The organism is Segatella copri (assembly GCF_009494835.1).
Lineage (GTDB): Bacteria > Bacteroidota > Bacteroidia > Bacteroidales > Bacteroidaceae > Prevotella > Prevotella copri_F.
The window spans coordinates 1-3,183 of the sequence record NZ_VZBE01000014.1; the positions used below are offsets into that span (position 1 = coordinate 1).

A 3,183-nucleotide genomic window follows, 5' to 3' on the forward strand; every position below is an offset into this window, starting at 1 on the left:
GGTACTTACAGGGAACCCCACGCCGCTTATTTAAACAACATAACAATTCAAACCTAGAAAAGTAATATGCAGACAGAGGAAATACCCAATACTGACAATAACTACAATTCTCTTCTGAAGATTTCATCAGAAGAAGATCTTTTTGTGGAAGATGAAGTAACAGGAGTCAAGAAATACACTCCAGTAACAACTACTGATGTGGGTCAGTTTAAGAGAGAGGCAGAACATTTGTATAAGGAGATTCAGCATGCTAAAGATGTATTTAAATGGAATGCAGGAAAACATAAAGGTCTTACCTGTTATTTTCATATTTACCAGAACCTTGCCAAGCAGTTGACAGATTTTCTTAAATATATTCATACGCTCCATAAAAAAGTCTACATTTCCATCTACAAGAGCTACGATGAAGAATTCATGGGGATTTATACTGATGTTTTAGAGAAGGTGCTCCAGGAAATTCAGACCATCGCCCAGAAGCATTCAGACTATTTGCTCGATAAGGAAGAGGAGTATGATCAGATTCCCTATGCCAAGGCTATTTTCGAGCAATGCGAGAAGCTTAAAGTTCCTGTAGGAGACGATTATCCGCGTTTTGATTCCCATTACAAGAACTTTGTCTCTACCGGTTTGCAGATGTCTTTGGCAGAAACCATCTCCACAGTAAGTACTATTTGTGCCGATTTCCTAGCCTTATACAGAACCCGCATTTTCCGTACCGACCATGAAGCTGTCATTATTTACCATTATATCAAGCGAATTTTCGACGAGCGCACGTTACCTGATTATCTAAAACGTGAGGCAAAGGTAAAGAAGCACCACATGGAAAGCAGGAGAATAGCCATTACCACCGACAGCTTACAGAAAGTGATGGATGGGGTTGAGAATAAATACAACAATTATACGCTTTGTTCTGACTGGTTTGAGCGAGAGGAGGATGAGGAAGAAGAGCTCGTCCGTACGCTAGTCAGGGAGCAGGCTTTGCCCGAGGATTTTGAAACGCTGTTCAAGTATCAGGGTGAGCATAAAATGTGGGAGGCTGAAATTGCCAGGGCTGATGATTTTGAGCGAAACAGCGACTCTTTCTTTGTGAACTGGGTAGATTCCATAAAGTTGGAGGAGAAGTTGAAGTTCTGGATAAAAGGCAACATTACGTCTCAGCAAAGCTGGTACATAGTCTGGTGCCTGATGAAATATACGTTCCACATGGTGCGTGATAATCAGGACAAGGCAGCCTTTGCCGCCCGCATGAACCTGATGTTTCCGGATGCAGAAAAGAAATGTGTGGTGGAGTCGTTCCGCAAGCAGGAAACACAGAAGAACCACAACCACCATTTTTCGGAGTGGCTTGAAGGCTCCGATCCCGATTATCATACCGCCCAGGATCTGTATTATAAGCTGGCGAAAAGGGATGGTTATATGAGAAGTATTTGAGTTGGTATAGGAAAGTAGAGAGGAAGATTTAGAGATAACTATCGTCCCTGGGTATAAAAACAAGGATAAATCCGGTAATATTCTACGGCTTTTTTGAAAATATTCCGTAGAATATTACCGCTTTTCAAAAAAATATTGTATTTTTGCAGCGACAATGATATTAATATAAATGTGATATGGACAATATAGTTTGTAAAGTGGAAGCACTAGGAGGCACAATCTCTACTACTGATATTCCTCATATAGCAGAGTATAAGCGATTGTTGAGAGCTAAGGAACGTGGCGACTTGATCAAGTTGCGCCAGGGCATTTATGCTGTTCCGGAAGCCCTGCTGAATACAATGATAGATGTGGAGCGGATTGTACCTAAAGGTGTTGTGTGTCTATACAATGCCTGGGCTTATCATCAGCTTTCGACAACTGTTCCACCAGCTTTTTGCATTGCCATCGCCAATAAAAGGAAAGTAGAGATTCCTGAAACGCTTCCGATAGAATTGTATTATTGGAAGAAGGAGAATCTGGAGTTTGGCATTATGGAAGCAGAAATATCCGGTTTTCATGTTCGCATAACCGACTTGGAGCGAAGTGTTTGTGATGCAGTGAAATACAGAAACAAATTGGGGCTGGATGTTTGTGCGGAAGTGATTCGTTCTTATCTGAGAAAGCCCAATCGCAATCTCACTCGTTTGCAGGATTACGCCAAACGCCTCAGAGTATTCAATACATTGAAAAATTATGTTGAAATAGCTATAGAATAAGATGGGAAAGAAAAACTACGGCAAGTCTGTAAAGACCCGCTTGCTCAATCTGATGAATGAGACAGGCTATAAATATATGTATCTCTTGGCAAGATATTTCAACGAGAGGTTGCTTTACAGAGTATCTGTAAGCCAATATAAGGACAATTTTTTGCTGAAAGGTGGCTCTTTGCTTTATGCTATGAACGGACTTGAGGCACGTCCTACAGTAGATGTTGATTTCATGGCAGATAGAATTAGCCGTGATAGGGATTTCCTTGCGCACGTGTTCCAGGAAATTTTGGGCATTGTATGCGATGAGGATGGAGTATCGTTTGATGTTGACAGCATCAAGTTGGAGCCTATAACTGTTGAAAAGAAGTATCCTGGCACAAGATTTTACTTTACGGTCCACATGGATACTATCGCTTATAACATGTCTGTTGACATTGGCTTTGGTGATGTTGTAACTCCATATCCAACAACTATTGACTTCCCATTGCTTTTGCCTGACATTCCATCTGTGAACATACAGGCATATTCCTTGGAGACTGTTGTTGCCGAGAAATTCCATACGATGATAGACCGAGATGTGCTCAACAGTCGCATGAAAGATTTCTTCGACTGTTACCAACTCCTGACAAAGAGAGACTTGTCTGATGACACATTATATGATGCGATTAAGGCGACTTTCGATAATAGAGGGCTTACATACAATCCCGAATTGCAGTTGTTTACAGAAAGTTTTGTGACAGACGCAGCACGTATAGTTCGCTGGAAAGCATTTCTGAAAAAGATTCAATGGAAAGAAACTCTTGATTTCACGACTGTTATGGAAGTAATAAAGGAAAGGTTGCAGCCTATGGCTGAAAGATATTGGGGAAAGTAGTGCGTTGTGGAGTCGTTCAGCAAGCAGGAAATGTAGAAGAACCACAACCACCATTTTTCGGAGTGGCTTGCAGGCTCCGATCCCGATTATCATACCGCCCCGGATCTGTATTATAAGCTGGCGAAA

At 41.4% G+C, this 3,183-nt stretch carries 3 protein-coding genes; all 3 read left to right on the forward strand.

All coding sequences use genetic code 11. The features are described from left to right. The first annotated feature begins 66 nt into the window (after positions 1 to 66). The 3 genes from F7D47_RS03060 (at position 67) to F7D47_RS03070 (ending at position 3,057) form a co-directional block, all read left to right on the forward strand. A complete protein-coding gene (locus F7D47_RS03060; protein ID WP_153085165.1) occupies positions 67 to 1,431 on the forward strand; it encodes a hypothetical protein in 1,365 nt (454 codons plus the stop codon). A gap of 176 nt (positions 1,432 to 1,607) precedes the next feature. Further along, positions 1,608 to 2,189 carry a type IV toxin-antitoxin system AbiEi family antitoxin domain-containing protein gene (locus F7D47_RS03065; protein WP_153085166.1) on the forward strand — a complete coding sequence of 194 codons (582 nt, stop codon included), beginning with the start codon at positions 1,608 to 1,610 and terminating at the stop codon, positions 2,187 to 2,189. A gap of 1 nt (position 2,190) precedes the next feature. After that, on the forward strand, positions 2,191 to 3,057 hold the full coding sequence (locus F7D47_RS03070) for a nucleotidyl transferase AbiEii/AbiGii toxin family protein (RefSeq protein WP_153095740.1): 867 nt from the start codon (positions 2,191 to 2,193) through the stop codon (positions 3,055 to 3,057). Positions 3,058 to 3,183 lie beyond the last annotated feature (126 nt).

Excerpts from the sequence above, each read along its gene's own strand:
- F7D47_RS03065 (WP_153085166.1), top strand. The coding sequence starts at position 1,608 with ATGGACAATATAGTTTGTAAAGTGGAAGCACTAGGAGGCACAATCTCT.
- F7D47_RS03060 (WP_153085165.1), top strand. The coding sequence starts at position 67 with ATGCAGACAGAGGAAATACCCAATACTGACAATAACTACAATTCTCTT.
- F7D47_RS03070 (WP_153095740.1), top strand. The coding sequence starts at position 2,191 with ATGGGAAAGAAAAACTACGGCAAGTCTGTAAAGACCCGCTTGCTCAAT.